Annotated in this window: 27 protein-coding genes; 18 read left to right on the top strand and 9 right to left on the bottom strand. The window is 72.8% G+C overall.

Annotation, left to right across the window (positions count from 1 at the left end):
- Positions 1-14: 14 nt before the first annotated feature.
- On the bottom strand, positions 15-407 hold the full coding sequence (locus GA0070603_RS07905) for a DUF302 domain-containing protein (protein ID WP_091309411.1): 393 nt from the start codon (positions 405-407) through the stop codon (positions 15-17).
- Between the two features lie 203 nt (positions 408-610).
- Between GA0070603_RS07905 and GA0070603_RS07900 the strand changes: the two genes are divergently transcribed.
- The 5 genes from GA0070603_RS07900 to GA0070603_RS07880 all read left to right on the top strand — a co-directional run bounded on the left by GA0070603_RS07900 (position 611) and on the right by GA0070603_RS07880 (position 4,613).
- Positions 611-880, top strand: a complete 270-nt coding sequence (locus tag GA0070603_RS07900; RefSeq protein ID WP_091309408.1) for a metal-sensitive transcriptional regulator — start codon at positions 611-613, stop codon at positions 878-880.
- A 133-nt stretch (positions 881-1,013) separates the two neighbouring features.
- Positions 1,014-2,414 (top strand): MBL fold metallo-hydrolase, encoded by a 1,401-nt coding sequence (locus tag GA0070603_RS07895; RefSeq protein ID WP_091309404.1) that lies wholly within the window; start codon positions 1,014-1,016, stop codon positions 2,412-2,414.
- A 90-nt stretch (positions 2,415-2,504) separates the two neighbouring features.
- Entirely contained in the window at positions 2,505-3,101 is a 597-nt protein-coding gene (locus GA0070603_RS07890; RefSeq protein ID WP_091309401.1) for a rhodanese-like domain-containing protein, read from the top strand.
- A complete protein-coding gene (locus tag GA0070603_RS07885; protein WP_091309398.1) occupies positions 3,098-4,003 on the top strand; it encodes a sulfite exporter TauE/SafE family protein in 906 nt (301 codons plus the stop codon). Before GA0070603_RS07890 ends, GA0070603_RS07885 begins: the two co-directional genes overlap by 4 nt.
- 211 nt (positions 4,004-4,214) lie before the next feature.
- A complete protein-coding gene (locus tag GA0070603_RS07880) occupies positions 4,215-4,613 on the top strand; it encodes a hypothetical protein (RefSeq protein WP_091309394.1) in 399 nt (132 codons plus the stop codon).
- Here the strand turns inward: GA0070603_RS07880 and GA0070603_RS07875 are convergent.
- From GA0070603_RS07875 to GA0070603_RS07865, 3 genes are all read right to left on the bottom strand, one after another.
- Positions 4,610-5,074, bottom strand: a complete 465-nt coding sequence (locus GA0070603_RS07875) for a hypothetical protein (RefSeq protein ID WP_091309390.1) — start codon at positions 5,072-5,074, stop codon at positions 4,610-4,612. The two genes, GA0070603_RS07880 and GA0070603_RS07875, sit on opposite strands and share 4 nt — an antisense overlap.
- A gap of 22 nt (positions 5,075-5,096) precedes the next feature.
- The gene (locus tag GA0070603_RS07870) at positions 5,097-6,092 is read right to left on the bottom strand and encodes an Acg family FMN-binding oxidoreductase (RefSeq protein ID WP_091309387.1); all 996 of its coding nucleotides are present in this window, start codon (positions 6,090-6,092) and stop codon (positions 5,097-5,099) included.
- Between the two features lie 148 nt (positions 6,093-6,240).
- Positions 6,241-7,485 (bottom strand): YncE family protein, encoded by a 1,245-nt coding sequence (locus GA0070603_RS07865; protein ID WP_244282453.1) that lies wholly within the window; start codon positions 7,483-7,485, stop codon positions 6,241-6,243.
- A gap of 201 nt (positions 7,486-7,686) precedes the next feature.
- Here GA0070603_RS07865 and GA0070603_RS07860 point away from each other — a divergent pair, with 201 nt between their 5' ends.
- The 3 genes from GA0070603_RS07860 (at position 7,687) to GA0070603_RS07850 (ending at position 9,462) form a co-directional block, all read left to right on the top strand.
- Positions 7,687-8,142 carry an RNA polymerase sigma factor gene (locus GA0070603_RS07860; protein WP_244282452.1) on the top strand — a complete coding sequence of 152 codons (456 nt, stop codon included), beginning with the start codon at positions 7,687-7,689 and terminating at the stop codon, positions 8,140-8,142.
- Entirely contained in the window at positions 8,135-8,854 is a 720-nt protein-coding gene (locus tag GA0070603_RS07855) for a hypothetical protein (protein ID WP_091309381.1), read from the top strand. Before GA0070603_RS07860 ends, GA0070603_RS07855 begins: the two co-directional genes overlap by 8 nt.
- 107 nt (positions 8,855-8,961) lie before the next feature.
- Positions 8,962-9,462, top strand: a complete 501-nt coding sequence (locus GA0070603_RS07850; RefSeq protein WP_091309377.1) for a hypothetical protein — start codon at positions 8,962-8,964, stop codon at positions 9,460-9,462.
- 17 nt (positions 9,463-9,479) lie between these two features.
- Here GA0070603_RS07850 and GA0070603_RS07845 read toward each other — a convergent pair whose 3' ends face one another.
- Entirely contained in the window at positions 9,480-10,709 is a 1,230-nt protein-coding gene (locus tag GA0070603_RS07845) for a PucR family transcriptional regulator (protein ID WP_091309374.1), read from the bottom strand.
- Positions 10,710-10,792: 83 nt separating this feature from the next.
- Between GA0070603_RS07845 and GA0070603_RS07840 the strand changes: the two genes are divergently transcribed.
- The gene (locus GA0070603_RS07840; RefSeq protein ID WP_091309370.1) at positions 10,793-11,884 is read left to right on the top strand and encodes a ferredoxin reductase; all 1,092 of its coding nucleotides are present in this window, start codon (positions 10,793-10,795) and stop codon (positions 11,882-11,884) included.
- A 16-nt stretch (positions 11,885-11,900) separates the two neighbouring features.
- Complete coding sequence (locus GA0070603_RS07835; protein WP_091309365.1) at positions 11,901-13,043, top strand: fatty acid desaturase family protein; 1,143 nt, start codon at positions 11,901-11,903, stop codon at positions 13,041-13,043.
- Between the two features lie 60 nt (positions 13,044-13,103).
- Here GA0070603_RS07835 and GA0070603_RS07830 read toward each other — a convergent pair whose 3' ends face one another.
- Positions 13,104-13,787 carry an esterase/lipase family protein gene (locus tag GA0070603_RS07830; RefSeq protein WP_244282451.1) on the bottom strand — a complete coding sequence of 228 codons (684 nt, stop codon included), beginning with the start codon at positions 13,785-13,787 and terminating at the stop codon, positions 13,104-13,106.
- 423 nt (positions 13,788-14,210) lie between these two features.
- On the opposite strand from GA0070603_RS07830, the gene GA0070603_RS07825 reads away from it, so the two are divergent.
- The 3 genes from GA0070603_RS07825 (at position 14,211) to GA0070603_RS07815 (ending at position 18,776) form a co-directional block, all read left to right on the top strand.
- On the top strand, positions 14,211-15,383 hold the full coding sequence (locus GA0070603_RS07825) for an alanine--tRNA ligase-related protein (RefSeq protein ID WP_091309358.1): 1,173 nt from the start codon (positions 14,211-14,213) through the stop codon (positions 15,381-15,383).
- 76 nt (positions 15,384-15,459) lie between these two features.
- Positions 15,460-16,935, top strand: coding sequence for an ATP-binding protein (locus GA0070603_RS07820; protein ID WP_091309354.1), 1,476 nt, complete (start codon positions 15,460-15,462; stop codon positions 16,933-16,935).
- A gap of 23 nt (positions 16,936-16,958) precedes the next feature.
- Positions 16,959-18,776, top strand: a complete 1,818-nt coding sequence (locus GA0070603_RS07815) for an acyl-CoA dehydrogenase (RefSeq protein ID WP_091309351.1) — start codon at positions 16,959-16,961, stop codon at positions 18,774-18,776.
- A 55-nt stretch (positions 18,777-18,831) separates the two neighbouring features.
- Here the strand turns inward: GA0070603_RS07815 and GA0070603_RS07810 are convergent, their stop codons facing one another.
- Together GA0070603_RS07810 and GA0070603_RS07805 are read right to left on the bottom strand one after the other, a co-directional pair.
- Complete coding sequence (locus GA0070603_RS07810; RefSeq protein ID WP_244282449.1) at positions 18,832-20,205, bottom strand: endo-1,4-beta-xylanase; 1,374 nt, start codon at positions 20,203-20,205, stop codon at positions 18,832-18,834.
- Positions 20,206-20,582: 377 nt separating this feature from the next.
- Complete coding sequence (locus GA0070603_RS07805; RefSeq protein ID WP_244282448.1) at positions 20,583-21,236, bottom strand: SAM-dependent methyltransferase; 654 nt, start codon at positions 21,234-21,236, stop codon at positions 20,583-20,585.
- Between the two features lie 127 nt (positions 21,237-21,363).
- Between GA0070603_RS07805 and GA0070603_RS07800 the strand changes: the two genes are divergently transcribed.
- The 3 genes from GA0070603_RS07800 to GA0070603_RS07790 all read left to right on the top strand — a co-directional run bounded on the left by GA0070603_RS07800 (position 21,364) and on the right by GA0070603_RS07790 (position 23,756).
- Positions 21,364-21,777: a nuclear transport factor 2 family protein gene (locus GA0070603_RS07800; protein WP_091309341.1), complete on the top strand. Its 414-nt coding sequence runs from the start codon at positions 21,364-21,366 to the stop codon at positions 21,775-21,777.
- A gap of 599 nt (positions 21,778-22,376) precedes the next feature.
- A complete protein-coding gene (locus GA0070603_RS07795; RefSeq protein WP_091309338.1) occupies positions 22,377-22,670 on the top strand; it encodes a hypothetical protein in 294 nt (97 codons plus the stop codon).
- A gap of 162 nt (positions 22,671-22,832) precedes the next feature.
- Positions 22,833-23,756, top strand: coding sequence for a hypothetical protein (locus GA0070603_RS07790; RefSeq protein ID WP_091309334.1), 924 nt, complete (start codon positions 22,833-22,835; stop codon positions 23,754-23,756).
- 58 nt (positions 23,757-23,814) lie between these two features.
- Here the strand turns inward: GA0070603_RS07790 and GA0070603_RS07785 are convergent, their stop codons facing one another.
- Complete coding sequence (locus GA0070603_RS07785; protein ID WP_091309331.1) at positions 23,815-24,558, bottom strand: SAM-dependent methyltransferase; 744 nt, start codon at positions 24,556-24,558, stop codon at positions 23,815-23,817.
- A gap of 101 nt (positions 24,559-24,659) precedes the next feature.
- Between GA0070603_RS07785 and GA0070603_RS07780 the strand changes: the two genes are divergently transcribed.
- Together GA0070603_RS07780 and GA0070603_RS07775 are read left to right on the top strand one after the other, a co-directional pair.
- Positions 24,660-25,829, top strand: a complete 1,170-nt coding sequence (locus GA0070603_RS07780) for a zinc metalloprotease (protein WP_244282446.1) — start codon at positions 24,660-24,662, stop codon at positions 25,827-25,829.
- A 75-nt stretch (positions 25,830-25,904) separates the two neighbouring features.
- A complete protein-coding gene (locus GA0070603_RS07775; protein WP_244282445.1) occupies positions 25,905-26,681 on the top strand; it encodes an aminoglycoside adenylyltransferase domain-containing protein in 777 nt (258 codons plus the stop codon).
- Positions 26,682-26,686: the final 5 nt, after the last annotated feature.

Genomic DNA, 26,686 nt, shown 5'->3' with positions numbered 1-26,686 from the left:
GTCCATGCCGGGTCTCAGCCCGACAGCGCGTCCAGGGCCGTCCGCAGCCGCCGGGTCGCCTCGTCGGCGACCCCCTGGAGGTCGGGCGCATCACTCAACCGCACCATCACCTGGGGATCGAGCGCCTGCACGAGCGTGGCGTCCGGGCCGTCGGCGCGTACCACGACGTTGCAGGGCAGGAGCAGGCCGATGTTCCGGTCGGCCTCCACGGCCCGGTGGGCCAGCGGCGGGTTGCAGGCGCCCAGGATCACGTAGTCCTCGATCTCGACCCCGAGCTTCTCGCGCAGCGTCGACCGCATGTCGATCTCGGTCAGCACGCCGAAGCCCTGTTCCTTCAGTGCCGCCCGGACCCGCTCGACGGTCGGAGCGAACCCGGCGGGCAGCCGGACGGTGATCGCGTAGCTCATGCTCTCTGCTCTCCCTCAGGTGAGATGGTGCCGGCCGTGACGCGACCGGCGTGGGTGATTCGGCAAAAGCCGCCCCGCTGCGGCGGGGCCGGGCCGGCTCGGCTGGGGAATGCGCCTCGCGCCGGTAGGGTTGACGATACCCGTGGGGGTATCCCCGTGCGAGGTGGGTACCCCCCGGGGTATCCTGTTGACAGGAGGTGCCGATGAAGCTTCGACCGGAGATGACGTCGGATGCGCTGACCCGGCTCAAGCGGGCCCGCGGGCAGCTCAACGCGGTCATCGAGATGATGGAGAGCGGTCAGGACTGCCGCGAGGCCCTGACCCAGCTCGCCGCCGTGTCGAAGGCGATCGACCGTGCGGGCTACAAGATCATCGCATCGGGCATGCGGCACTGCGGGGCCGCGCGTGACCGGGGCGAGGAGCCGGAGATGACCGAGGAGGAGCTGGAGAAGCTCTTCCTGGCTCTCGCCTGAGACAGGTCCGGCGCCACTCGCACCGCGTCGCCGCGGCGTGAGTGGCGGCCGCTTGAGACCGGGGTCGCAGTGTCTTTTCCACATACCCCCCGGGGTATATAGGTTTTGCGAGACATCGGAAGGAGCAGGGCGCATGGCAGTCGAGGTTTCGGTGATCGCGACGTCGTCGTTGGGTGACCGGAGCTATCTGGCTTCGGACGGGCAGGTGGCGATCGTGGTCGATCCGCAGCGGGACATCGACCGGGTGCTGTACCTGGCTGGTGTGAAGGGTGTGCGGATCGCGCATGTGGTGGAGACGCATATCCATAACGACTACGTCTCCGGCGGTCTGGAGCTGGCCCGGGTGACCGGGGCCCGCTATCTGGTGGCGGCCGCGGACGAGGTGGGCTTCGAGCGTGTGCCGGTCTCCGACGGCGACCAGGTGGCCGTGTCGGACTCGGTGCGTTTGCGGGTGGTCGGCACGCCGGGTCACACCTTCCACCACCTGTCGTACGTCCTCGACGAGGCCACCGGCGGCGGCTGGCAGGCCGTCGGGGTGTTCACCGGCGGATCGCTGTTGTTCGGCACGACGGGCCGCACCGATCTGCTCGGGGGCCGGCACGCCCACGAACTGGCCCACCAGCAGCACGCCTCGGCCAAACGGCTGGCGGACCTGCTGCCCGACGGCGCCCAGGTGTGGCCGACACACGGGTTCGGCAGCTTCTGCTCCGCCAGCCAGGCCGATGCCCCCGAGTCGACGATCGGCCGGGAGAAGGCGAAGAACCCGGTGCTGCGGCTGGCCGCCGAGCAGTTCGTCACCGAAACCCTCGCCGACCTCGACGCCTACCCCGCGTACTACGCCCACATGGGGGTGGCGAACACCGCCGGCCCCGCCCCGGTGGACCTCACCCCGGTGACCCGCGCCGACGCCGGCGAACTGCGCGAGCGCATCGCCGCCGGGCAGTGGGTGGTCGACCTACGCCACCGCAAGGCCTACGCCACCGCACACCTCGCCGGCACCGTCAGCCTCGGCCTGGACGGGCCGATGGCGACCTGGCTCGGCTGGCTCATCGACTGGGGCACCCCCATCACCCTGCTCGCCGACACCCCGCAGCAGGTCGCCGACGCCCAGCGTGAGCTGGTCCGCATCGGCATCGACCGCCCGGCCGCCCAGGCTGCCGGCGGGGTTGAGCAGTGGACGGACGAGCCGGGGCAGCTCCGGGAGCTGTCCATGGCGGACTTCCCGGCCCTCGCGGCGGCCCGTGCGGGGAACGCGCCCGGCGGCCTGCCCGCCCCCGACGTGGTCCTCGACGTACGCATGACAAACGAATGGAAGGCCGGCCACATCGCCGGCGCGGTACACATCCCGCTGCCCGACCTGCCCACACGACTGGCCGACGTGCCGCCCGGCGCCATCTGGGTGCACTGCGGATCCGGCTACCGCGCCACCGCCGCGGCATCACTGCTCACCAACGCCGGCCGCACGGTAGTCGTCATCGACGACATGTTCGGCCGGGCCGCGGCCGCCGGCCTGGAGATCGTCACCGAAGCCTGACCCCATGAGCACGACCCGGCCGGCGCCACCCCGGCGCCGGCCGGTATCCCCGCGCCATCAACCGTGGCGCTTTGCGCAGGAAGAGGAGAAATGAGCACTTCGGAGACCGCCCGCCCCGCCACCCTCGACGCCGTCAGCCTGCGGGAGCTGATCGACGCCGGCCACGCGCCGCGCCTGCTGGACGTGCGTACCCCGGCGGAGTTCGAGACGTCCCACATCCCCGGCTCCTACAACGTGCCGCTGGACCTGCTCAAGGAGCACCGCGAGGAGCTGCGCAACCACCTCGACGAGGACGTCGTGCTGGTCTGTCGCTCGGGCGCCCGCGCCACCCAGGCCGAGCAGGCCCTCGCCGGCGTCGGCCTGCCCAACCTCAAGGTCCTGGACGGCGGCATCATGGCCTGGCAGGCGGCCAACGCGCCGATCAAGCGGGGCGCACCCCGCTGGGACCTCGAACGCCAGGTGCGCCTCGTTGCCGGCTCGATCGTGCTGGCCAGCGTCCTCGGCTCGGTGTTCGTGCCGCAGCTGAAGTGGGTGGCCGGATTCATCGGCGCCGGCCTCACCTTCGCCGCGGTCACCAACACGTGTGCCATGGGCATGATGCTCGGCAAGCTGCCCTACAACCGGGGCGCCAGCTGTGACCTGGACACCATCGTGGGCCAGCTGCGCGAGACCGGGGGACGGGCATGACCGCCACCCTGGCGCTGACCGTCGGACTGGCCGTCCTGATCGGCGTCAGCCTCGGCCTGCTCGGCGGGGGCGGATCGATCCTCGCGGTGCCGCTGCTGGTCTACGTCGCCGACCTGCCCCCGAAGGAGGCCATCGCGACCTCCCTGCTCGTCGTGGGCGCCACCAGCGCGGTGGGCGTCATCCCGCACGCCCGGGCCCACCGGGTGCGCTGGCGCACCGGTCTGATCTTCGGCGTCGCCGGCATGACCGGCGCCTACGCGGGCGGCCGACTGGCCGAGTTCATCCCGGCCGGGTTCCTGCTCACCGGCTTCGCCGTGATGATGCTGGCCACCGCGGTGGCGATGATCCGCGGCCGGCGCGCCGCCGAGGGGCGGCCGGTGCCGCACGAACTGCCGGTGCTGCGGGTGGTCCTCGACGGCGTGGTGGTCGGACTCGTCACGGGTCTGGTCGGCGCCGGTGGCGGCTTCCTGGTGGTGCCCGCCCTGGCGCTGCTCGGCGGCCTGCCCATGCCGGTCGCGGTCGGCACCTCACTGGTGGTCATCGCCATGAAGTCCTTCGCCGGCCTGGCCGGCTACCTGTCGAGCGTGAACATCGACTGGGGTCTCGCGGCGGCGGTGACCGTCGCCGCCGTCGCGGGCAGCTTCGCCGGCGGGCGGCTGGCCGGACGGATCCCCGCCGAGATCCTGCGCAAGGCGTTCGGCTGGTTCGTCGTGGTGATGGGCGTCTTCGTCCTCGGCCAGCAGCTGCCCGACGCACTGCGGACCAGCCCGTTGCTCTGGACCGGCGTCGGCGTCGCCGCCGCGGTCATCGCCGCGCTGACCGTGCTGCGGGGCCGGAGGAAGCCGGCACCGCGGCGCGAGCCGGCCGCCCCGGTGCCGGTCGGATCAGCGTCCCGTCGCTGACCCTCGGACAGGGGGGAGGGGCGCCCCGGCAGGTCCGGGCGCCCCTTCCTGACCTGCGCCCACGGGGGGCTCACAGCCGATCGTCAGGTGGCGAAGGATCATGGCGACACGACAGGTGGCGACGTCAGCGGCCGGTGGGGCCCGAGGGGCTAGGTGACCCGCCGAGCCGGGGTGATACTCGACGGTGCCGGCAACGGATGGGAGGCTCGTCGTGGCAGAGCACAGTGATCCGTCGCGGGAGGGCTCCCGTGACGTCCGACTGCACGTCCTCGCCGTGGTGATCTTCGGGTTGCTCGCCTGGTCGGGCGTGGTCGGGCTCGCTCAGGACGCGCCCGCCCTGGCCGTACCCTCGTTGATCGTCGGTGTCGCGGGGGCGGTCCGGGCGCTCTCGACCGTCACGGGCCTCCTGCCAGCCGGTGGGATCGCGCGCGGGGTCGCGGGAGGCGCGACGCTGCTGGCGGCGATCGCCGCCCTGACGACCGGGCTCGTGCTCGCCCCGGACGGGACGGACCGCGGCTTCGTCCTCGCGGTGAGCGCGGTTCTCGCCGCCGCGTTGGCCGCCTACGCGGTCCTCGGCGGGCCGGTGCGCCGCCCCGCCGGCGCGAGCTAGGCCCTGGCGCGTTCGGCGCGGGCGCGGATGTCGCGCAGCATCCGCCGGACCGCGAGCCGGTGCCCGCCCGACCCGATCACCAGCAGCCGGTAGACAGCCCCGTGCGGCCCGGGGAACACCGCGTACGTCCGGGCGCTCACCAGTGTTCCGCCGGCCCGGTCGGCGAGGTCGAACTGGAGCACGTACCGGGAGAACCGGTGCCGCCCGGCGAGCCGGAGCCGCCGTTCCGGCACCGCCTCCGCCACGGCGAACCCGGGCACGGTGGCACCCTCGGTGAGGGGCGGACCGCCGGCGCGGCGGGGGACGGTGCCCAACAGGTGCGCCACGAGGTCGGCGCCGGACACGCGGTGGTGGGTGAACTGCGCGCCGAGCGACCGCCACACGTCGGCCTGCGGCGCGGCCACGAGGGCGCGGTGCTCGTCGACGAACGGCAGGTCGCCGGGCGGATCCGAAGAGGACACCTGGCCGACGATACGCCGGCCGTCAGCCGGTCATCTCGATCACGTCGGCCGGCGTCCGGCGCGGTGCCGGCGGCAGGTCGTCGTCGGGTCCCCAGCCGACCCGTACCAGCAGGTAGGGGTCGCCGATCCCGGCGAGCAGGTCGCGCATCATCCGGCGCGGCCAGGCGACCTCGATGGCGTCGCTGAGCGGCGCGCTGGCCAGGCCCTCGGCGGTGGCCGTGAGCAGCAGCGCCGACAGCGCCTCGCCGCCGCGCAGCCAGGCCGCCGGCTCGTCCTGCTCGCCGAACAGGATCAGGTACGCCGCGCCGCGGTCGAAGTCCGCGCCGGCGCTCAGCCCGGCCGCCCCGCCCGGTGCGTAGTCGCGCAGCGGCACCCGGCGGGGCCCGGGCCGGACGGCGGTGGCGGTGGGCACGCCGTCGCCGCTGCCCGCCGGCCGGTCGGTCCACCGGCGCAGCTCCTCCCGGTACGCGGGGTCGGCCAGTTCGGCGTCGGCGGCGCGGCCGGTGGAGACGGCCAGCATCGGCATCTGGTCGGGCCGGACGATGTGCAGGTGGGCGTCCTCGGACTCGACGGCGGCGCGCAGCCGGGCCAGCACCGGCTCGGGCACCGGGCGGTCGCCGAAGGCACGGCGGTCGGTGCGGCGGCGCGGGATCGCGTCGACCAGGCGTGCGGCGGCGACGTCGAGGTGGGCGGGGCCGGTGGCGCGGAGCCGGGCCAGCAGCGCCGGGTCGGCCGGGTCGGGCCGCCGCTCGACGGTGACCGCCCAGCCGGCGGCGGCGAGGAACACCCGGGCGTGGTGCAGGGCCGCGCCGCAGCTGAGGGTGAGCAGCCGGCCGTCCGGGTCGGTGGCGGCGAGCTGCCGGTCCGGGTCGGCCCGCAGTTCGAGGGTGTCCGGGGTGATCCGCCAGCGCCAGGGCTGGGTGTTGAACACCGACGGGGCGTGCAGGGCCTGCCGGGCCGCCGCCTCCAGCATCCGTACCGTCGGGGTCTGCTCCGTCCGGGTCGCCGGCTGGCTCATGGTGTCGCCTCCTCGTTGCTGGTCCCCCTTCGACAATTCCCGGCCCGACCGGCGGCGGGCAGGGCCGGAGGACCCGGGATGCCCGGGCCGGTGGGCCGGTGCTCGGTCGGCCTCCGAGGGCAGGACGGCCGGACGCGCTCGCAGCCGGTCAGGCGGATCCGGCCAGACCGTGGACGCCGACCAGGCCGGGGACCGGGACGCGGCCGAGTTCCCGGCCGGTGGCGGGATCGTGCCAGCTCACCGCGTCGCGCTGGCCCACGTAGAGGCGGCTGCCGTCGCGGCTGGACACCAGGCCGGTGACCGGTTCGCGGGCCGGCCAGTCCACCGTGCCGGTCAGGCGGGTGAGGTCGAGGGCCCGGACCGTCGTGCCGGCGGCCAGGTACAGGCGGTCGTGGCCGGTGGCGGCGTGCGCGGCGCCCGTGCCGCGCGGCTGTGGGACGGTGCGGCGTACCGTCAGATCCTCGGTGGCGACGTCCGCCACGGCGCCCGACGCGACGTCGAGGACGAGGAGCCGGCCACCGTCGGGGGTGATCGCCATGGCGTGGCCGGCCGCGGCGGCCTCGCCGAACGGGTGCGGCAGGTCGACGCAGTACGCCCACCGGTCCCGCAGGTGCAGGGTGTGGACGAACGCGTGCGCGTCGCCGGGCCGACCGCTGACGAGGTCCCGGGTGTGCCGGTGGCCGGGCTGGTGGGTGTAGAGCGTGTAGAGGACGGTGCGGTCCGGTGCGAGCACCGCCTGGCGCCCGTCGCCGCGCATCTCCTCCTCGGCGCCGGGCGGGACCGGCGTCTTGGTGCGGGTGGCCAGGGGGCCGGGCGTACCGGTGGCGAGGTCGACGACCCGGACCCGGTAGCGGTCGGGTGCGGTGGCCGGGAGCCAGTCCAGGACGAACAGCCCGGTGCCGTCCGCGGTGAACGCCTCCGGGACGACGGCGCCGCGCAGGTCCAGCCGGTGGCGTACACCGCCGGCGTCGGCGACCAGCACCGGCGTCACCTCGCGCCCCGACGGGCGACCGCCGTTCACCGGCATCCCGGTCGGGGTGAGCGCCACCCTCGTACCGTCGGCCGAGACCGCCTGGGGAACCCAGCGCCCGGGCAGCACCGTCCTCGGGGAGGTGCCGCCGGTCGCGGTGTCGATCCGCCAGCAGGCGGTGTCGGGGCCCTCGGGGGCGGTGGCGAACACAAACGTCCCGTCCGTGGTAGCCAGGGCACGCGGGATCGTTCGCCGGTCTGCCCCGCGCAGGAGGCCCAGCCCTTCGTCCACCCGGACGAGCAGCGGGTCGGGAACGGCAGGTGCGGGCGCCCGGCCCCGGGCCGGCTCGCAGCCGGCCAGCGCGGTGGCGCCGGCGCCGGCCAGCAGGGTCAGGATGCGGCGACGCGACATGGTGACGGCCATGCCCGGGTGACACCGTCGACGCCGCCGGGGTTCCCTGCCGGCGAGGATGGAACCCGCGGGGCGCGGCCGGTGTCATGAGGGTGATCGAAGCGGAGGTCTCCACTGGACGACGACGAGCTTGTCACCCGCGCCCGGGCCGGTGACCTGGAGGGGTACGACCTCCTGGTCGCCCGGCACACCGCGTCCGCGTACCGGACGGCGGTGCTGCTGGGTGCCGGTTCGGACGCGGAGGACGTCATCCAGGAGGCGTTCGTGAAGGGGTTCCGCAACCTGTCCCGCTACCGCGGCGAGTCGTCCTTCCGGTCGTGGCTGCTCGCGATCGTCGCCAACGAGACCCGCAACCTGCACCGGTCCCGCAGCCGGCGGGACGGGCTCGCCCTGCGGGCCGCGGCGGCGCAGGACGGGTCCGAGGCGGGCGAGGACGCCGCCGTCGGCGGAGTTCTCGCGGCGGAGCGCCGGGCCGCGCTGGTGGCGGCGCTGCGGCAGCTGCCGGTGAAGGACCGCGAGGTGATCGTGTGCCGGTTCCTTCTCGACCTGACCGAGGAGGAGACCGTGACGACGCTCGGCTGGCCCCGGGGCACCGTGAAGTCACGGACGTCCCGGGCGCTGGCCAAGCTCCGCGGCCTGCTCGACCGCGAGGAGGTGCGCCGTGGATGACCTCGAACGCGAGCTGCGCGACCTCGCCACCTGGCTGGAGACCCCCGACGTACCCGACGTGCGAGACCGGGTACGCGCCCGCCTGTCCGCCCCGGCACGGCGGCGGCGCTGGCGCCGTTGGCTGGCCGCGGCGCTGGCCGCTCTGCTCGTCGCCGCGCTGCCGCCCGGGCGGGCCGCGATCGCCGACGCCGTGGCGGGGCTGCTCCGCTTCTCCGGGGTCGTCGTCGAGACCACCCCGGCGTCAGACCCGCCCACCGGGGCGCCGTCGCCGCTGCCCTCGCAGCGGTCCGTCTCTCTCGACGAGGCGCGGCGGCACGTACGTTTCCCGATCCGCGTGCCCGCCGCTCTGGGCGCCCCGGAGCAGGTGCTGGTCGCCGATCCGGACGGCACCGGCACGTACCGGGTGGCGACGCTGCTCTACCGCGGTGGCGCGCTGCGCCTCGACGCCTTCGACGGTCGCCTCGACCCGGTCTTCCACAAGCAGCTCGGCGGCGGTCCGGGCGTGGAGTGGGTCACCGTCGACGGCGACTTCGCCGTCTGGATCGGCGGTCCGCACGAGCTGGCGTACATCGACCGGGCCGGCGTGGAACGCGTCGAGACCGCACGGCTCGCCGCGGCCACCCTGATCTGGGAGGACGCCGGCGTCAGCTACCGCCTGGAGGGCCAGCTGACCAGGGACGCCGCGATCGGGATCGCCGGGTCCCTGGACTAGGCGCGGCTGGCGGGCGGGACGGCGGACGGAACCCGCGCCGCCCGGCCGGTGTCGTCAGGGCAGGGGTGCCGTCGACCGGCACCGACACGTCGGCCCGGAGGTGTGGGATGGGTTCGTGGGGCAGGCTCCTGCTGGCGCCGGTGGTCCTGCTGGCGGGCTGCACCGCCGCCGGCGCGCCGGTCACGCCGGCCACCCCGGCGGCGAGCGCGCCGACCGGCTGTGCGGCCCGGGTCGAGGAGGGCCGGCTGCCCGACTGGGCGGACGCCGGGTTCAGCGGCGACACCCGCATGCCGCACGTGTTCGGCGCGAAGGGCGAGATCGTCGCCGTGCTGTTCGGGCAGCCCCTGACCGTCGGCCGGACGGAGGGACCCAGCAACAAGATCCTCTGGGTGGCCCGGCCGGCGGCCACGCCGTCGCCCGACCCGAGCGCGCCGGCCACCCTGGTCATCACCGCGACCCTGGACGGCACCACGACCCGGGTGACCCGGGAGGTCGCCGGTGGTCCCGGCCCGTCCATCGTCGACGTGCCGCGGGCCGGCTGCTGGCACCTCGACCTCCGCTGGTCCGGCCGCACCGACACCATGGACCTCGTCTACGCCGCCGCCTGACCGCCGGCCTGCCGCCCTCACGCGCCTGGGGACTCCGCCTCCGGCGGGGCGGGCGGGACGGCCAGCGCGATGGTGAGGTCGAGGACCGTGGCGGGTTCGTGGAGGCGGTCGCCGTACAGCTCGCGGAGCTTGCCCATCCGGTAGCGGACGGTCTGCGGGTGGACGAACAGGTCGGCGGCGACGTCGTCGCGGCGGCCCTGGTGCAGCAGCCAGGAGCGCAGCGTCTCGGCGAGCCGGTGCGCGGTGGCCGGCGGGAGGCCGGCGAGCGGCGCGAGGGCCTGGGCGCGCAGGTCGGCCAGGCCCTCCGGGTCCATGCTGAGCAGCAGTTCGGCCAGGTGCCGCTCGGTGTCGACAGGTCCGGCGTCCGGTTCGCCGAGGCCGAGGGCGAGGGCCCGGGTGGCCCGCTCGTAGGAGGCGGCGACCCGGTGCCACGGACGGGCCGGCCCGAGCACCGCCCGGTGCCCGTGCAGCAGCCGGGTGAGCTGGCGGCGTCGGACCCCGTGCATGTCCGGCACCAGCAGGACGGCCAGGTCGTCGGCGGGGTCCATGCCGGGCATGTCCTCGCCGCTCTCGAGGGTGTACGGGCCGAGCAGGGCGAGCACCGCGCGCAGGTTGCGGCGGGGCAGCAGCACGACGGTGAGGGTCTGCGGCAACGGCCAGTCGGCCCGTTCCGCGCTGCGCCGCAGGATCTCCTCGGGTTCCGCGGCGAGCAGCTGCTGGGTGAGGCGTTCCAGGTCCCGGCGGCGGACCCGGCCGGCGCTGGCCAGCTCGTCGGAGTGCCCGGCCACGCTGGCCGCCGACAGCTCGTCGATGTACGCGAACATGAGCTCGGCGAACTCAGCGACCGTCTCGGCGGCCAGCCCGCTGCGCACCGTGGTGGCGGAGACCTCCCGCCAGGCCACCCGCGCCCCCACCCGGTACGCGGCCAGCAGCGCGTCCATGCTCCGCCCCGAGCGGGCCTCGCCGCTGCCCAGCGCGTACGCGGCTTCCAGGGCCGGCGCCAGCGGCGTGCTCGGGTCGATGGCCTGTGCGCCCTCGATGAGCTGGAGGAAGGTGCCCAGCGCGATGCGTACGGCGTTCTCGATCTTCTCGCGCATGGTGCCGGTGAGCGCGCCGGAGTAGTCGGGGACCTCGGCGGTGATCGCGGTGACCGTCCGTTCGGCGACCACGGGCAGCCGGTCCCGCAGCTGTGCCGCCACCTGCTCGTCGAGTTCGAGATGGGCGCGATGGTGCGTTGCGTCCGACATTTTGTTCTCCCCGAACAAGAACCTGCGACCGTTTCACCTTTGCCGGTCAAGATGTTATGCGATCACGCAGTCAAGCTGGTCATATGACCACAACTGCCTCCCGCCGCCCGCAGAAGGTCTCCTTCCGGGACAGGTTGCTGCGGCTGGCCGGCGCGGTCACCACCCCGCTGCTGCCGGGCGACTACCTCGACCTCGTGGCGCCGCTGCGCGCCGGCGCCCCGCTGCGCGGGCGCATCCTCGCCGTCCGCCCGGAGACCCGGGACGCCGCGACAGTGGTCATCCAGCCGGGCCGCGGCTGGCAGGGGCACCGGCCCGGACAGTACGTGCGCCTCGGCGTGGACGTCGACGGGGTGCGCCAGTGGCGGGCGTACTCGGTCACCTCGGTGCCGGGCGCCGCGGACGGCCGGATCACCGTCACCGTGAAGGCGATCCCCGACGGCAAGGTCAGCAACCACCTGGTGCGGCGGGTGCGGCCCGGCACGATCGTCCAGCTCGACCAGGCGCAGGGCGACTTCGTCGTGCCGGCGGAGACCCCGGGACGGGTCCTGTTCCTCACCGCCGGCAGCGGCATCACCCCGGTCATGGGGATGCTCCGCGCCGGCCTGCACCAGCGGGCCGACGTGGTGCTGGTGCACTCGGCGCCGGCCCGCGACGACGTCATCTTCGGCCCCGAGCTGCGGGCGCTCGCCGAGGCCGGCGCGCTGCGGCTGGTCGAGCGGCACACCGACACCGACGGGCTGCTGGGCGTCGACGAGCTGGCCGGCCTGGTGCCCGACCACCTCGACCGCCAGACGTGGGCCTGCGGGCCGATCGGCATGCTCGACGCGATCGAGGGGTACTGGGAGGCCAACGGGCTGGTCGACCGGCTGCACACCGAGCGGTTCCGGCCCACCGTGATCTCGCCGGGGGAGGGCGGCACCGTGACGTTCTCCCGGGCCGGCGTGACCGTCGAGGCCGACGGGGCCACCCCGCTCCTCGACGCCGGCGAGCAGGCCGGGGTGCTGATGCCCTCGGGCTGCCGGATGGGCATCTGCTTCGGCTGCGTCGTCCCGCTACGGGAGGGCGCGGTACGCGACCTGCGCAACGGGGATCTCACCACCGCCGTCCCGGGGGACGGTGTGCTCGTCCAGACCTGTGTGTCGGCGGCCGCCGGTACCTGCGACATCGAACTCTGACAGGAGGCCACCCGACGTGACCGTGATCCAGAAGAAGGCCGACAACCCGATCGCCCATCTCACCGCCGCGGACATCGAGATCATCGGCAAGGAGCTGGACGCGATCCGGGACCGGGTGATCGCCGACCGGGGTGAGCGGGACGCCCGCTACATCCGCAAGGTGATCAAGACCCAGCGGACCCTGGAGATCAGCAGCCGCGCGGTTCTGCTGTTCTCGCTGTTCCCGCCGGCCTGGATCGTCGGCACGGCCGGGCTCGCGGTCGCCAAGATCCTCGACAACATGGAGATCGGGCACAACGTCCTGCACGGGCAGTGGGACTGGATGCGCGACCCGAAGATCCACTCCACCACCTGGGACTGGGACCACGTCTCCCCGCCCGAGCAGTGGAAGCACTCCCACAACGAGCTGCACCACCGGTACACCAACGTGCTCGGCAAGGACAACGACCTCGGCTACGGCATCATGCGGGTCGACGAGGACCAGCCCTGGCACCCCGCGTACCTGGGCCAGCCCTTCTACAACTTCGTCAACGCCTGCTTCTTCGAGTACGGCATCGCCGCGTACGACCTGGAGCTGGGGAACAACCTGAAGAACGGCAGGCACAAGGACCCGGCGTTCCGGGCCCGCGCCCGGGCGGTCGGCCGCAAGATCCGCCGCCAGGTGCTCAAGGACTACGTGCTGCACCCGCTGCTGTCCGGCCCGTCGTTCCTGTCCACGCTCGCCGCCACCTTCACCGCGAACCTGATCCGCAACCTGTGGAGCCACTCGGTGATCATGTGCGGGCACTTCCCGAACGGCGTGGAGACCTTCGAGAAGACCTCCATCGAGGGCGAGAGCCGTGGCGAGTGGTACCTGCGGCAGATGCTCGGCTCGGCCAACATCAGCGGCAGCCGGCTGCTGCACATCATGACCGGCAACCTGTCGTACCAGATCGAGCACCACCTCTTCCCCGACCTGCCGAGCAACCGCTACCAGGAGATCGCCCCGCAGGTCCGGGCGCTGTTCGACAGGTACGGGCTGAAGTACACCACCGGCCCACTGCCCAAGCAGGTCGCCTCCGCCTGGTGGAAGGTGATCCGCCTGTCGCTGCCGAACCGGCGTGCCGACCGCCGCCAGCCGGTGGCCCCGGCCCCGCTGGTCTCCTCCGGGACGGCCTGACCGGAACCGGTCGACAGGAGGCGCCCGCCGGCCCGGCACGCCGGACCGGCGGGCTCACCCTCACGAGTTGACGAAGTCGCGCACCTGCCCATAGATGGTGGCGTCGTTCTGCAGGTTGGTGTGGAAGACGCAGGCGGTCCGGGTGTTGGTCGCGCCGGCCAGGACCGTGCTGTCCACCGGGTTGATCACGCCGTCGCACGGGGAGCGCCAGGTGCCGTAGCCGAAGGCGCCCGGTGTCTCGTCGCCGGCGTTGAGGTCGGCCAGGAAGGTCGAGCCGACCCGCATCTCCACGCAGGCGGTGCTCGAGCAGGTGTTCGCCGAGCTGGTGCCGTGGTTCGGACCGCCGAGCGAGACCCAGCGGTCCACCTTCCCGCTGCTGGCCAGGTACTTCAGGTAGTAGCGCGAGGAGAGCGCGCCCATCGAGTGCGTGACGATGTCGACCTTCGACGCCCCGGTCGCGGCGAGCAGCTTGTCGACCTCCTGGGCCACCACCTGGGCGGTGGTGGCGTTGGACCTGCTGGTGTCGTAGGAGAAGGCCCGCAGGTGGCTCGACGGCCAGCCGTCGGCCTGGAACCGGCCGATCATCGTGTTCCAGGTCGAGGCGCTGCTGTTCCAGCCGTGCACGAAGAGGACCGGGTTGCTCGACGGCGTCCAGGTGCCCGCTCGGGCCGGGGAGGGGAGCCCGACCAGCGTCGTCACGGCGAGGGCGAGGGCCAGCAGGGCACGGGTCATCAGCGATTTCACGGGGCGGTTCCTTCCGGGGGTGACGGGGGACCCGCCGGTCGGCGGGGTCCACCCACGAGCCGTCCACGTGCCTGTTCGGCGCCTCGGTGGGGGATCGGCCCGGGTACGGGGGTGGCCCGGGCCGTCCGAGGTGCCGGAATGTTACCGACGGGTTGCCTTCGCATGTCAATACGTCGATTCACCGGGTCGACCCGCCGGGTTTTCCGGTGGCCGTGACCTCGCCTTCCGGCTACCGTTGTCGGCATGGAATTCAGGCGCAGCACCACCGCCGCGGCCGCGCGAGCTTCCCGCTCGCCGGTTGCCGCCGCCTGACCTGCCCCATTTCCCGCCGGCGACCGGAAACGGTCCGCCGGCGTCGTCGTGTCACGCCACCGCCCGTGCGGCGGACCGTCCGGTCGTCGATCGAACCGGAAGGCACCTGCCGTGACACCCGATGAGATCGTCCGCACCTTCGTCGACCACTACCACCGCCGGGGCCACCGGGACGCGCCGGAGAGCTCGCTCGTCCCGCCACCCGGCGATCCGGTGCTCTTCACCACCTCCGGCATGCACCCGCTCACCCCGTACCTGCTGGGGCGCCCGCACCCCGGCGGCCGGCGGCTGGTCAACGTGCAGCGCTGCCTGCGCACCACCGACCTCGACGAGGTCGGTGACCGCACCCACCTGACCGTCTTCGACATGCTCGGGTCCTGGTCGCTCGGCGACTACGACATCGCGACCAGCCTGCGATGGGGCTACGAGTTGCTCACCGAGGGCTTCGGCATCGACCCGGGGCGGCTGCACGCCACCGTCTTCGGCGGCGACGATCAGGTCGGCCCGGACGAGACCGCGCTCGACACCTGGACGGGGCTGGGCGTGCCGGTCGAGTCCACCGGCGCGGAGAACTGGTGGTCCAACGGCCCGACCGGCCCGTGCGGGCCCGACTCGGAGATCTTCGTGTGGACCGGGGACGGCCCGCCGTCCGGCAGCCCGGGCACCGACGAGCGCTGGATGGAGGTCTGGAACCACGTCCAGATGCGTCACCACCGCCACCCCGACGGCCGGCTGACGCCGCTGCCGATGTCCAGCATCGACACCGGGATGGGTCTGGAGCGCCTGGAGATGGTGCTGCGCGGCGGCCGGTCCGTCTTCGAGGGCGCGGGCCTGACCCCGTGGGTGGGCGCGGTGCGGGACCGGTGGGACCTGCGCGGCGAGGACCTGCGGGTGGTCGCCGACCACCTGCGCTCCGCGGTGGTCGTCCTCGGCGACGGGGTACGCCCCGGCAACACCGGCCGCGGCTACGTGCTGCGCCGGCTGGTCCGGCGGGCGCTCACCGTGCTGTGGCGCGACGACCCGGCGCGCGGCCTGACCGGCCTGCCGCTCGACGCGTACCGCGACACGCTGCGCCGGTTCCGGCAGGAGTCGGAGGTCGGTCCGCTGCGCGAACTGCTGCTGGAGGAGGAGCGGAGGTTCCGCGGCCTGCTGGACCGGGGCCGGCCACTTGTCGACCGGGTACGCGCGCGCGGGCCGTTGACCGAGCGCGACTACCACTGGCTGCACGACACCCACGGGCTGCCCCGGGACCTGGTCGACGGCCTCCTCGCGGAGGCGGCCTGACCGGCGCGGTGGCCGTGGCGGTGACCCGGTGTCAGACTCGGCAGCGGAGACCGCTCGCAGCGAGGGATGTGGTCGCATGACCGGATACGAGGTCCGGCCGGACGTCGAGACCGTGACGCTGCTCGGCGCCCGGGTCACCGTCACCGGCGCCGCCGCGCTGCTCGCCGCCGCCCAGGACGGGCCGGTGGAACTGCTGGCCGGCGGGGACTTCCCCGCGCCGGTGCGGGAGGTGCGCTGCACCGTGCGCGCCGACAGCCGCGACGGGCGGCAGGTGCACCGCTTCGAGGCGTACCTGCGGGCCGACGCCCCGCTGCCGGGCGCCGGCCTGTTCGCCCTCGGCCTGGCCGGACCGGTCGGGCTGCTGCTCGCCCAGCGGCTCGCCGCCCGGGGTGGCGACGGGCCGGCCGCCGCCGTCGGCCGGGTCGCTGCCGAGGCCGGCCGCCGCCTCGGGCTGCGTCCCGCCGGAGCCGCGCTGGCCGAGGCGCCGCGCGACCAGGCCGGCCGGACGGTGCTGCGCGTCGCCGAGGAGGCCGGCCTGCGCCCCGAGGTCAGCCACGACGACGGCGGGACGGTGCGGGTGCGCGCCGAGGTGCCCAGCGCCGAGGTGACGCCGGCGCACCTCACCGCCATGCTCGGGGTGGTGCTGCAGACCGTCCGGGAACTCGCCGGCGACACCCCCGAGCCGACGCTGCTGCGCGGCCGGTCGTACACCGTCGGTCAGCGCGCGGCCGCGGCGGCGCCGCGCAGTGCGGCGGTGACCCTCGACCAGGTCGGCGGCCTGGCTGACGTGGTCGCGCGGTTCCGCGAGGTGGCGGTGTCGTTCCGGCACCCGCAGGCCATGGCCCGCTGGGGCGCCCGCCGGCCGCAGGGCATCCTGCTGTACGGGCCGCCCGGCACCGGCAAGACCATGCTGGCCCGTGCCCTGGCCAACGAGATCGGCGCGGACTTCGTGGAGATCCGCACCCCGGAGATCCTCGACAAGTACCTCGGCGGCTCGGAGCGGAACATCAAGCGGATCTTCCGGGAGGCGCGCCGCTACCGGCGGCCCACCGTCATGCTCTTCGACGAGTTCGACAGCATCATCAGCTACGCCGGCGCCGGTGGCGACGCGGCCAGCCAGGCGGTCAACGCGGTGGCCGGGATCTTCAAGCAGGAGATGAACACCCTGATCGAGGAGAACCCCGACGTCATCGTGGTGGCCACCACCAACTTCCCGCAGCGGGTGGACGCCTCGCTGACCCGCTCCGGCCGCTTCGACCTCAAGATCGCCATCCCGGCGCCGGACGAGTCCGGGCGCGCCGAGATCCTCGCCAAGATGATCCGGGAGCTGATCGACAGGCACGAGCGGCCCGGCTTCCGGATGTTCGCCGCCGACGTCGACCCGGCCGCGCTCGCCGCCGACACCCCCGGGCTCACCGGCGCCGACCTGCGGGAGGTGCTGCGGCGGGTGCAACTCGCCAAGGCGCTCCGAGAGGCCACGGAGGGTGCGCCGCCCGCCCCGATCAGTCAGGATGACCTCCGAGAGGCCGTCGCCGGGCTGCGCCGCGGCTGACGACGGCCCACGGAAGGAGACCCGTGTCGTCGTCCACCCTGCTGTCCCGTCGCGACCTGGCGTTCCTGCTGCACGACTGGCTGGACGTCGGCCGGCTGACCGAGCGGCCCCGCTACGCCGAGCACTCGCGGGAGACCTTCGACGCGGTGCTCGACCTCGCCGCACAGGTCGCCGCCGAGCGGTTCGCGACCCACAACCGGGCCGCCGACGCCACCGAACCGAGCTTCGACGGGCAGCGGGTACGCACCATCCCGCAGGTCAAGGCCGCCCTGGAGGTGTTCGCCGAGACCGGCCTGCTGGCCGCCACCATGGACGAGTCGGTCGGCGGCATGCAGTTGCCGCACGCCGTGGCCGCCGCCTGCTTCGCCTGGTTCCAGGCCGCCAACGTGGCCACCGCCGCCTACCCGTTCCTCACCCTCGGCAACGCCAACCTGCTGCTCGCCCACGGCAGCGCCGAGCAGATCGACACCTGGGTCCGGCCCATGGTGGAGGGCCGGTTCTTCGGCACCATGTGCCTCTCCGAGCCGCAGGCCGGCAGTTCACTGGCGGACATCACCACCCGGGCCGAGCCGCAGGACGACGGGACGTACCGGCTGGTGGGCACCAAGATGTGGATCTCCGGCGGTGAGCACGACCTGGCCGAGAACATCGTCCACCTGGTCCTCGCCCGGATCCCCGGCGGGCCGCCCGGGGTCAAGGGCATCTCGCTGTTCATCGTCCCGAAGGTGCTCCTCGACGCCGGCGGCGCGCTCGGCCCGCGCAACGACGTGGTGCTGGTCGGCCTCAACCACAAGCTGGGCTACCGGGGCACCACCAACACGCTGCTCAACTTCGGCGAGGGCGTGCACCGCCCGTACGGGCGGCCCGGCGCGGTCGGCTACCTGGTGGGGGAGCCGCACCAGGGGTTGGCGCAGATGTTCCACATGATGAACGAGGCGCGCATCGGGGTGGGCGCCGGCGCCACCGCGCTCGGCTACACCGGCTACCTGAAGTCTGTGGCGTACGCCCGGCAGCGCCCGCAGGGCCGCCCGGTCGCCGACAAGGACCCCACCGCGCCGCAGGTGCCGATCGTGGCGCACGCCGACGTACGCCGGATGCTGCTGGCCCAGAAGAGCTACGTGGAGGGCGCGCTCGCCCTCATCCTCTACTGCGGGCGGCTGCTCGACGAAGAGAAGACCGCTCCGGCCGAGGCCGACCGGAGCCGGGCGCACCTGCTGCTGGACCTGCTCACCCCGATCGCCAAGAGTTGGCCGTCGCAGTGGTGCCTGGCCGCCAACGACCTGGCCATCCAGGTGCACGGAGGGTACGGCTACACCCGCGACTACGACGTCGAGCAGCACTGGCGCGACAACCGCCTCAACCCCATCCACGAGGGCACCCACGGCATCCAGGCGCTGGACCTGCTCGGCCGCAAGGTCACCATGCGCGGGGGCGCCGGGCTGGAGCTGCTGCTGGAGACCATCCGGGCCACCGTGACCCGGGCCTGGAAGGCCGAGGGTGAGGCGGCCGAGCTGGCCGGCCGGCTCGGCGCGGCGGTCGACCGGATCGCCGTGGTCACCCGGCGGTTGCACGGCGCCGGCGACCCGGAACTGGCCCTGGCCAACGCCAGCGTCTACCTGGAGGCGGTCGGGCACGTGGTGATCGCCTGGATGTGGCTGGAGCAGCTGCTCGCCGTCGAGGCGCTGGGCGACCCGGACGGCCCGGACGCCGACTTCCTCGCCGGCAAGCGGCAGGCCGCCCGGTACTTCTTCCGCTACGAGCTGCCCCGGACCGGCCCGCAGTTCGACCTGCTGGAGAGCCTGGACCGGACCACCCTGGACACCCGGGACACCTGGTTCTGACCGGCGGCGCGGTGTGGCGGCGGTACCGCCGCCACACCGCGACCAACGCCTTCGGTCAGCTCAGGCTGAACCGCTGGTTGGCCTGCCCGTTGCAGTCGTAGATCTGGATCTGCTGTCCGTTGGCGGTGCCCCACACGTCCAGGCAGCGCCCGGACTGCACACCGGTGATGGTGCCGTTGCTGTTGACGTTCCACTGCTGGTTGGCCTGCCCGTTGCAGCTGTAGATCTGCACGGCCGAGGCGTTGCCGGAGCCGGCGGCGTCCAGGCACATGCTGCCGTACACGGTCAGCTGCCTGCTCGACGTGAGGGTCCACGCCTGGTTGATCTGGCCGTTGCAGTCGTAGAGCTGGACCCGCGTGCCGTTCGTGCGTGACGCGTTCGGCACGTCGACGCACCTGCCCGACTGGGCGCCGATGATCCGCTTCGCTCCGCCCGGCGTGGCCGTGGGCGACGGGGAGACGGTGCCACCGGTCGGGGTCGGCGAGGACGTGGCCGTCGGGCCGGCGGCGTTGAGGGCGTTGAGGACCGAGGTGTACGCGGCCTTCTTGTTGCCGCCGCCGTCGAACAGCAGCGGGCTCTCGCTGGATCGCCAGGAGTCGCTGTCGCGGACGCCCCACACGGTGATGCCGATGCAGCGCGGCACGTTCATGCACGCCTGGGTCAGCCCGGCGTACTGGCTGGTCGACGCGTTCGTGACGTCGACCTCGGTGAGCGCCACGTCGACACCGAGCGCGGCGAAGCTGGACAGCGTGGTCTGGAAGTTGCTGGGCAGCGAGCTGCCGCCGGTGAAGTGGGTCTGCAGGCCGACGCAGTCGATCGGGACGCCGCGGGACTTGAAGTCCTGGATCATCCGGTAGACGCCCTGCGTCTTGCCGTACGACCAGTTCTCGATGTTGTAGTCGTTGTAGCAGAGCTTCACCGACGGGTCGGCGGTGCGGGCGGTGCGGAACGCGACCTCGATCCAGTCGTTGCCGGTGCCCTGCAGGTTCGACTGACGGCGGCTGCCGTCCTCGTTGAACGCCTCGTTCACCACGTCCCAGGCGGCGAGCTTGCCCTTGTAGTGGGCCATCACGCCGTTGATGTGATCGATCATCGCCTGGCGCAGGCTGCTGCCGCTGAGGCTCTGCATCCAGCCCGGCTGCTGCGCGTGCCACGCGAGGGTGTGGCCGCGGACCTTCATGCCGCGCTGGGTGGCCCAGTTGTAGATCTGGTCGCCGGAGCTGAAGTTGAACTGGCCCCGCTGGGGCTCCGTGGCGTCCGGCTTCATCTCGTTCTCGGCGGTCACCATGTTGAACTCACGCCCGGCGATCGTGGTGTACGTCGAGTCACCGAGCCGGCCCGCCGCGATCGCCGTGCCGAAGTACCGGCCCGACTGCGCCGCCGCCGCGCCCAGCGTGGACGCGGCGGCGTTCGCGGTCGGGATCACCATCACCACACCGAGCGCCGCGACGGCGGCGACGGTGCCGCTGATCAGGAGTCGAACCCGTAACGAGCGACTCCGCGGGGAGCCAGGGGAGTGGACGGGAGAAGTCGTTGCCACGATGACCTCCGAACCGATGAACGATGGGCTTCGATGCCACGTCATGCTGGCACGGCAACATCGTGGAAACAACAACTTCCGGAACACTTCCGAAAACCCGATTCGCGGCTACGTGTGGATGGGTTCGTCCTTCTGTCAGCAGTTCCCCTGACTTCCTGCGGATCTCCCGTCACGTGGCGTGAGGGGACGAATGTGGGCTCGTGCGGCGGACTCCTTGTGAAACTTCCGGTATCGGCTCGGGAGTCTTGCAGTCTCCAGAGCGGCGATCAGGACGTGCGGCGAGCGAGCAGCGTGGAGTCCTGGATGTCGACAGTCACGCCGTCGCGGGTCACCGTCCGCGGCCGCTGCTCGACCACGAGAGCCTCGAAGTTGTCCGGCAGGCCGGGCAGCAGCTCCTCGGCGACGAACATGGCCCGGCTCTGGCTCGCGGTGAGGTGGCTGAACGCCTCGTGGGGCGCGTGGCCGACGACCAGCAGGTGCCCGCCGGGCGCCACGGCCCCGGCCAGCCGGCGGGTCACCTCCACCATCCCGCCCTCCGGCGGGTGCAGGAAGTGGCTGGTGACCAGGTCGTAGGACCGGCCGTCCGCCGTGAAGGTCCGGGCGTCGACCTGCCACCAGTCGGTGCGGTCGGCGACGCCGGCCTCCTCGGCGTGCCGGGCGGCGCGGGCCAGGCCGTTGGCGGAGAAGTCGGCGCCGGTCACCCGCCAGCCCTGGCGAGCCAGCCAGATCACGTCGCCGCCCTCGCCGCAACCGACGTCGAGCGCCGTGCCCGGCGTCAGCCCGGCCGCCTCGGCGACGAGCTGCGGATTGGGGTTCCCGCTCCAGACCTTCTCCGCACCGGAGTACCGCTCGTCCCAGGCCGGCGGCTCGAAGATGGCGGCGGCCTCCTCCTCGGTGAGGTGGTGTCCGTGTCCGCTCACGACATCGCTTCCCTTCGGTTGCCCGGCGGCGAACAGGCCGCAGGACTCGTTGACGTTCCGTGCCACAAGCATCCTGAACGCTCCGGGAGGCCGACAAACTTTCTTGCTGTTTCGGCAAATCCCGAGGATGTCGGTGCCGGGCGCTAGGGTCCGCGCCGTGAGCGACACCGCCATGACGCGACAGACCGCCCGGGACTACGTCGATCGTCTGGAACGCCGCGACTGGCCCGGGTTGGCCGGCCTGCTCACCGACGACGTGGTCTACGAGATGCCGCAGACCCGGGAGCGCATCCGCGGCAGGGACGCGTTCCTCCGGTTCAACGCCGAATACCCCGGGGACTGGCACCTGCGGGTGCGCCGGCTGGTCGCGGACGGCCGCTCGGCCGCCCTGTGGCTCGACGTCCGGGTGGGCGTCGAGCAGCAGGACGCGTGTGTCTGGCTGGAGATGTCCGAGCGTGGACCGATCAGCCGGATCGTCGACCACTGGCCCGAACCGTACGATCCGCCGCCGGGCCGCGAACACCTGGTCGAACGGTGGTGAGCGGCGGGCGATCCGATCGCCGGAACGGACGACGTCAATCTGGTTGGGGACGGCGTGGTCTCATGCGAGCATGGCGGGCATGACGATGATCAGAAAGGGCCGTGGCGCGTAGGCCACCGGCGGCGGTACGCGCCGCGTCTCCACCGCGAACCGACCGCCTCCGGAGGTCGCCCGAGGTGGACGGAATTCCCATCGCGGCCGCCCGACAGATCTCGCGGTACGAGCGTTCGGCCTTGCGCCCCTTGCCGTGGCCCGTGTGCCGACCGGGTGGAAACGAACTGTTCATCGGCCGGTCGCAGCCCTCCAGGATGCCGCGCAGGCCGGCTGCCCCTGCTGCGACCCGCTGAAGCACCGCGACGTGTTGGCCGCAGCGATGGCGGCAACTGGGCCCCCGGGCGCGCCGCGAGCTCCGGGAACGGCTCCGTCCGCTGGACGAGATCTTCGAGCGTCGCACGATCCATGACCCGCAGGCGTCACCCGAGCTGCCCTGGTGGCGCCGGCGTGCCTGAGGCCCCGGGCCGGACCCGCTCGGCCCGACCCGTGCGGGAACGGCCATCGGCGGCGGGCCCCGTGCCTCGCCCGCGTGAGAACATTCGCCCATGAACAGCGACGTCCCCCTCGAGGTCAGCGCCCTGGCCATCAACGTCACGATCCCCGAGGGGCTCCGCTGGATCGACACCCGACGCGGTGAGGAGTTCACGCTGACCACGCTCAACGTCCGGCTCCTGCCCGACGGTCGCCTCGCGGCGAAGGCGTACGGCCGGCCGACCGCCGGCGGCCTTGGCACCTACGTCTCGTTCCCCGTGCCCGAGCGGCCCGAGCTGGTGGCACTGGTCGACGGGGCGGCCAGCCGCGCCAGTGCCCTGTGGGCCGCTGACCGCGGCCTCGGCTGACTGTTCGGCCAGTGTGAGCGGCGAGCAGGAACTCACCAGCCGTTAGGAGCGTGCCGCTGTGACGGGAAGTTGTCGCCGTGCCCTCCCATCGCCGGGCGTCGGGATTGATTAGCGACAGATGGGTCGCTTCCATTGTTTGCCGTCATCGCCCACGATGGTGGGATGGATCACGCGGTCAGCGGAAACACTCAGCAACGCAACTCCGTCGAACCGATCATCGCGGCGGCGACGGCAGGCGTCGTGGTGGGTAGCGTTTTGTTCCTCTTCTGGTGTCAGCAGGCGGGCTTCTACGGCGCCTTTTCGGTGACGCCGGACCGGGTGGGAATCAAAGGAGGCTCGGCCGTCCAGCTGAGTATTGGCGCCGCGTACGTGTGCTTCATTTCAGCCGTGCTGTTCCTCGGCCTAGCTGGCATAGGGGTGGGGGCGCGGAAGGCGGTCCGAGTATGGCGGCATCAAAAGAAGGGCAGGCTTCCGGAGGTAGCAAAGGGCTGGTATATGCTGAAGAAGAATCAGTTTCGTCATCGGGCCGTGTTGTATGCATTTCTTGTCACGCTGACGGTCATGGCCGGCCTCGTCCTGCAAGCCGTCCTCGATAGCCGGTGGCAGCCACGTTGGGAAACGCTCGCCGTGGGCTGCTGCCTTGGACTTGTCGCTTTCCTTGCTGGCTGGCAGCATGCGGTTCGGAACCCCAACCGCCGAGCCGCCGCATTTTTCGTCATGGCCGTCGTCCTGATCGGCGACGCAGGCGTCATGACGAATGCTTGGTCCTACGGAATCGGACTCCAGTTGCGGCAGGGTGAACCAAGTAGAGCAACATTCCTGATTGGTTTCACTCCGCCGGTTGCGAGCGTCGAATGGAGCGACCTTCGAGAGGTGCCAGGCGCTCTGATTGACGCAGAAAAAAAGAAGGAACTGCTCAACAAGCTGCCGCCCGGGAGTGGAGAGGCCAAGATTGCGTGGGCTTCGCCCGATGAATTCCTCGTGCTCGGGACAGCCGAGGGCCAACACGTCCTATTCTGTCGGCGGACTAAGTATTTCTACTTGGTGAACGCGGACGATGTGCATCTCAGCGTCAAGCCAAACTGAGGAACGTCTGCCTCTACAGTCGTCTACTTGTCGGCACGAGAGTGGAACCGCACCACGGTCAGGTGCGGCGGAGCACCAGCGTCACGAAGCCCAGGACGTCGCGGTACCCGCGCAACCACTGGTCGCGGTGCTCCCGCGCCGCGGTGAGCGCCTCGGCGGCGTCCGGATGGCCGGGGTTGTCCAACGCCCACTCCGTGAGCGAGCCCACCCACGACCATTCGTAGTCGTCCCACTCGGCGGCGTCGCTGACGTGGGCGTACACCGGCGTCCAGCCGGCCTGCTCGGCGGCGTCGACAAGGCCGGCGAGGTCGGTGAACTCCTCCGGCTTCGCGTCTAGGGCCGCGAGCGCCTCCGGGGTCGGCGGCACCTGCCAGAACCCCTCACCGACCATCAGGACGCCGTCGTGGTTCACGTGCCGGCCGGCCAGCTCCAGCGTCGGGCCGAATCCGCCGAACACGTGGGTCGACCCGACGCACAGCACCAGGTCGTAGTCGCCGTCGGGCACGTACGTCCGGGCGTCCCGCTGGTGCAGCGTGAGCCGGTCGGCGAGGCCGCGCGCGGCGGCGGCACCGGCGGCGCGGTCGAGGGCGTACGCGCTGATGTCCACGCCGTCCGCGTGCCCGTCGGGGTAGTGGGCGAGCGCCTGCAGCGCCCAGGCTCCTTCCCCGCAACCGAGGTCGAGGACGCGAGCCGTCGGCTGGCGGCCCGCCCGGCGCAGGAGCCGGTTGAGGGTCACACCGAAGATCGGGGCCGCGATCGGGTGGCGCGTGTGCGCGATGCTGCTGAGCCGTTGACGATCCACCGGCAGAGTCAACACCAGTCCGTCGACGCCCGCACCCGGGTTGTCGGGCCACCCGCGGCCGGCGTCACAAGGCTCGGTTCATCCGGCCGTACCATCTGCCGGTGATCTCCTCCCGCCGGCGGCCGGTCGCCGCGTCCGTCCTCCTGGCGCTGGAGGCGGTGGTGTTCGCGCTGTTCGTCACCGAGTCCGTGACGGGTGCGATCGCCGCTGTCGGCTTCACCTGCCTGTCGGTGTGGGTGCACGTCGTCCTGCACGAGTGCGGGCACCTCGTCGCGGCGAAGCTTTTGCGCCTGCCGATCGTCGCGGTCCGTATCGCGCCCTTCACCGGGCGGCGGAACGAGGTGGTGGTCCGGCCGGCGCCGTCGGCGACCGCGTTGCCACTGCGGATGGTGCTGTTCTACCTCGCTGGTCCGGTGGCGAACATGTGTGCCGCGGCGGCGCTCGCCGTCGCCGGGGCGTCGACGAGCACGCCGATGACGCGCCTCGCACTGCTCGGCGCGGCGCTCGTCGCGGCGCTGCTCGGGGTGCTCAACCTCATTCCCGGGACGTCGCCCCGCAGCGACGGCCGCAACCTGCTCCGCTGGCTCTCGGCGCCGACGGCCACCCGCGCCGGGCTGCGGGCGGCCCACTACCAGGAGGAGATCAACAGGACGGTGCGAGCGGTCAGCCCTCCGCCCGGCGGTCCGGTTCGCGACGGTGAGGACCCCCGAGGCGCGCTCGCCGCGTTCCAGCAGCGCTGGAGCACGGGACGGGCGCAGTCGGCGGCGGACCTCGTCGCCGACGCCGAGCGGCTCGCGGCGCTGGCTCGCGCCGACACCACCGACCCCGTGGCCGCTGCCGCGATCGGGCAGGTGCTCACCGTCCAGTTCGGCTTGTGGTACCTGTACGGCGCGGTGGTGAACGGCGCGCCTGTCGAACGCCGAGAGGTGCTGGAGATCGCGGAACTGGCGCAGATCGCATTCCACGTGCAGCCGCACCTGATGTCCGCTCGTGTCGCCATGAGCCTGGCCCACCTGCTCAACCACCGCCCGGAGCAGGCGCGGTCGCTGCTTGTCGACATCCGGCCGGGCGTCGACCCGCCGGACCTGTGCGACATCGCGTTTCTCCTGCGGGCCGTCGCGGAGTGTCAGCTCGGCAACCACGCCGACGCGGACGCCCTCGTCAGGGCGGCCGGCGGCGGCTACCCGCAACTGACGGAGGTCGTCGCCGCGATCCGGGCAGCCCATCCGACGCCGCCCCTGTTCGCCGTGGCACCGATGGCCGCCACCTGACGCGGGCGCGGACCGGGTCAGGGCCGCGGGCCTTACTCGATGGCGGAGCTGGGGCCCGCGGCGCAGGATGACCGGGTGCCGACCCCCGAGACGGTCCTGTCTGATCTTCGTGACGCCTGGGGCTCCGCCCTGGACGGCAGGCTCCTGGGCCTCTACCTGCACGGATCGCTGATCGCCGGTGACTTCGCGCCGGACCGCAGCGACCTCGATCTGCTCGCCGTGCTGGACGCCGACCCCGACGAGAACCTCCTCGACGTGCTTGCCGGCCTGCATGCGGACCTCGACCGGCGGCACCCGCGGTGGGCCGGCAGGATCGAGGTGGAGTACGTGTCACTGGGCGCCGTGCGCGACGCCGCGCAGGGGCGCGCCGGTCACGACCACGTCATCGCCCGGGTCAGCCCCGGTGAGTCGCTGCACCCGCTGCCCGCCACCACGCACCGCGTCGTGACCTGGTCCACGGTGCACGACCACGGCCGCAGCCTGCTGGGACCGCCGGCCGGGGACCTGCTGCCCGCGGTCGACGCCGGTCTCGTCCGCTCGGCTCTGCTGGACCACGTCCGCGACTGGCCGACCTGGGTGACCCGGATGACCACTCCCGGAGCCCAGTCCTACGCGGTGCTCACCCTCTGCCGGGCCTGGCAGCGCCTCCGGCACGGCAGGCAGCTGTCCAAGCGGCGGGCCGCGGACCGGACCGTCGCCGCCTGTCCCAGGTGGGTGGGCCTCATCGTCTGGGCACGCGACTGGTGGTACGGGTCCGGTTCGGACACCGATCCGGGCCGTGCCGACGAGGTGCGGGAGTTCGTGACCGAGCTGAGCGGTGCCATCCTGGCCGCGGAACACGCCGTGCGCTGACGCAA

Source organism: Micromonospora chersina, from assembly GCF_900091475.1.
In the GTDB taxonomy this organism is placed as follows: domain Bacteria; phylum Actinomycetota; class Actinomycetes; order Mycobacteriales; family Micromonosporaceae; genus Micromonospora; species Micromonospora chersina.
The sequence above is the reverse complement of the archived record's forward strand: the minus strand, read 5'-3'. Positions and strand labels throughout refer to the sequence as shown.